General features: G+C 66.1%; 4 protein-coding genes. All 4 read left to right on the forward strand.

What is annotated here, in order from left to right; all coding sequences use genetic code 11:
- Positions 1-333 (forward strand): DoxX-like family protein (locus tag ACI944_RS13440; protein ID WP_411719538.1); only part of this gene is annotated, 333 nt, incomplete at its 5' end.
- 90 nt (positions 334-423) lie between these two features.
- Positions 424-1,833, forward strand: a complete 1,410-nt coding sequence (locus ACI944_RS13445; RefSeq protein ID WP_411719539.1) for an FAD-dependent oxidoreductase — start codon at positions 424-426, stop codon at positions 1,831-1,833.
- Between the two features lie 87 nt (positions 1,834-1,920).
- A complete protein-coding gene (locus ACI944_RS13450) occupies positions 1,921-2,814 on the forward strand; it encodes a tetrahydrofolate dehydrogenase/cyclohydrolase catalytic domain-containing protein (RefSeq protein WP_411719540.1) in 894 nt (297 codons plus the stop codon).
- An 8-nt stretch (positions 2,815-2,822) separates the two neighbouring features.
- Positions 2,823-3,326, forward strand: coding sequence for an NUDIX hydrolase (locus ACI944_RS13455; protein WP_411719541.1), 504 nt, complete (start codon positions 2,823-2,825; stop codon positions 3,324-3,326).

The raw sequence follows: 3,326 nt of genomic DNA on the forward strand, positions 1-3,326 counted from the left end.
GTCGTCCCCGAACTGTACGTCCAGATCGTTCCGCCGATCCTCCCGGCACCGCTCGCGCTGGTGTATCTCTCGGGTGTCGCCGAAATCGCGGTCGGCGTCGGCGTGTTGCTTCCACGGACCCGCCAGTATGCGGCGTGGGCGACGGTCGCGGTGCTCGTCGCGATCTTTCCGGCGAACATCTACATGGCGACACACGGCGTCGTCGTCGAGGGGATGCCGGGCGGTGGCGACCCCTCCGAGCTCGTCCGCTGGGGGCGGCTCCCGTTGCAGGGCGTGTTGATCCTGTGGGCGCTTTGGTACACCCGGCCGCCGGCTGAATCGACTCGGGAGTGATCGGCGAGTCGATCACACATCCGCGAGGGGTCCGCAGCCGCGGTGCACGCTGCGACCGGATTTATTACGGCTCGCCGGGTCGGGTTCGGTATGACAACGTTCGTCGTCGTCGGCGGTGATGCAGCCGGGATGTCGGCCGCGAGCAAGGCCAAGCGGGACGATCCCGACCTCGATGTGATCGTCTTCGAGAAGGGTGAGTGGGTATCCTACGGTGCGTGCGGGCTCCCGTACTATATCAAAGGCGAGATTCAGACGCTTGAGGAACTCGTCTCCGTCACGCCCGAGGAGTTCCGCGAGGAGCGCGACATCGACCTCCGGACGGGCCGCGAGGTCGTCGATATCGACCCCGACAGCCGAACGGTGACTGCACGGAGCGACGAAGGCGAGACGGTCCAATCTTACGACGCCCTGCTCGTCGCGACCGGCGCGGCGGCGGTCGAACCGCCGATCGACGGCCTCGATCTGAACGGCGTCTACACCCTCGGGTCGATGACCGACGGAAAGGAGCTCAGAGAGTTCGTCGCCCGCTCGCGGGAGACATCGCCGAACGACCAACCCGACAGTGGCCCTGCGTGCCAGTACCTCGAGAACTGCAGCGGCCCGGTCGGCATCGTCGGCGGCGGCTACATCGGCGTCGAGATGGCCGAGGCGCTGGCCGAGAACGGTTTCGAGGTGCATCTCTTCCAGCGCGGCGATCGGGTTCTTAAGGGATTCAGCGATGCGACGAGCGAGGCCGTCGCCGACCACCTCGGCGAGCAGGGTGTCTCTGTGTATCTGAACGCCGCGGTCGAATCGACCGTCGGCGACGGCGTTGTCGAGGCGGTCGTCACCGCCGACGAGCGCGTGCCGGTCGAGATGGTGCTGCTCGGAGCAGGTGTCCGACCGCGGACGGATCTTGCCGAAGCGGCTGGCATCGAACTTGGCCCGACGGGTGCCATCGCGACGGACGCCCATCGCGAGACGAACGTTGAGGACGTGTACGCCGCCGGCGACTGCGCGGAGGCTGAACACGTCGTGACGGGCGACCCGGCGTACGTCCCGCTCGCGTTGACGGCGAACAGACACGGCCGCGCGATCGGGCGAACAATCGCTGGGACGCCGACCAAGGGCGGCGGGATCGCCGGGACGGCGGCGGTGAAAGCCTTCGAGATCGAGGCTGCACGGACGGGCGTTCTCGATCACGATGAGGCCCGAGAGGCCGGGTTCGACCCCGTAACGGAGACCATCGAGGCGAAGTCCAGGGCGGGCTACTATCCCGAAAGCGGGACGGTTCGCGTGACGCTGACCGCCGACCGAGAGTCCGGTCAGGTCCTCGGCGGGAGCCTCGTTAGCGAGTACGGCGAGGGGGCTGTCCACCGCAGCCACGCGCTGGTCGGTGCGGTCACGGAAGGGGTGACGCTCGGCGAGTTGTCGAACTATGACCTCGCGTACGCCCCGCCGTTCAACACGACGTGGGACCCAATTTTGACCGCCACAAAGGTGCTCGGCGGGAAGCTGTAGCACAAACGTGTACATCTTGTCGGGCGAGCACCCGGAACCCACCACGAACCCGAATCGTTGATACGCCCGGAGCGCCCCGATCCGGTAATGGCCGAACGTATCGACGGCGAGGCCGTCGCCGCCGACATCCGCGACTCGCTGGCTGGGAGTATCGACCGGCTGAAAGCCGAGGGCGTCGAGCCGGGCCTCGCGACCGTCCTGATGAGCGACGATCCCGCGAGCGAAACGTACGTCTCGATGAAACAACGCGACTGCGAGGCGGTCGGCATCAACGGAATCCACGTCGAGATCGACACCGACGCGCCGCCGGCGGAACTGTACGACACGGTTGAGGACCTCAATGACGATCCCGGAGTACATGGTATCTTGGTGCAGATGCCGCTCGTTGATGACATCGACAGTCGCCGCGTGCTTCGCAGCATTGACCCGATGAAGGACGTCGACGGGTTCCACCCCGAGAACGTCGGCCGACTCGTCGCCGGCAACGACCGATACCGGCCCTGTACACCTCACGGCATACAGAAGCTTCTCGAGGCCTACGACATCGAGACGGAAGGTGCGGACGCGGTCGTGATCGGGCGGTCTAATATCGTCGGCAAGCCGCTCGCAAACTTGCTCCTCCGGAAGGCCGACGACGGGAACGCGACGGTCACCGTCTGCCACTCCCGGACGGACGACCTCGCCGAGAAGACCCGAAACGCCGATATCGTCGTTGCGGCGGTCGGCATCCCCGAACTCGTTGACGCCGGGATGGTGCGCGAGGGCGCGACGGTGATCGACGTCGGGGTCAACCGTGTCGACGCCGACACGCAGAAAGGCTACGAACTCGTCGGCGACGTTGCGTACGAGGGCGTGGCCGAGGTCGCCGGGGCGATCACTCCGGTTCCCGGCGGTGTCGGGCCGATGACGCGGGCGATGTTGCTGTACAACACCGTCAAGGCTGCCGGGCTGCAGAACAGTATCGACGTCGACCTACCCTGATTAGCCGAATGTCGCCGCCCGATCCCGACCCGTTCGACGCGTACGACGACTATTACCGCAAACAAGAGCGGATCGAACTCGAGCCCGCACGCTTCGAGAAGGGGATCGAGCGGGGTGACGACGGTGCATGTGGTGTCGGCGCGCTCGTCGTCGACGGCGACCGCGGTCTCTTCGTTCGCGAAGACGACACCTGGCTACTTCCCGGTGGCCGCCTCGAACCCGGCGAAACGCCCGAAGCGGGTGCGCGTCGGGAGGTCCGTGAAGAGACCGGGATCGATGTCGAGATAACCGATCTGGGTGCCGTTGCTGAGCAGACGTTCGTCCGCCGGGACTCAAGCGACGCCTATGAATTTCGCTTTGTGACCTTCGTTGGCCAGCCGGTGGCGTCGACTCCCGAACGCCCGGACGTCCCCGGCGACCACGCTATCGACGAAGTGGCATGGCGCCGGACCGTCCCGGAGCAGACGTTCGATCGGGCGCTCGTCGTCCGGCTCTTTGAGACGTACATTTAA

Source organism: Natronomonas sp. (genome assembly GCF_046710025.1).
Taxonomy (GTDB): domain Archaea; phylum Halobacteriota; class Halobacteria; order Halobacteriales; family Haloarculaceae; genus Natronomonas.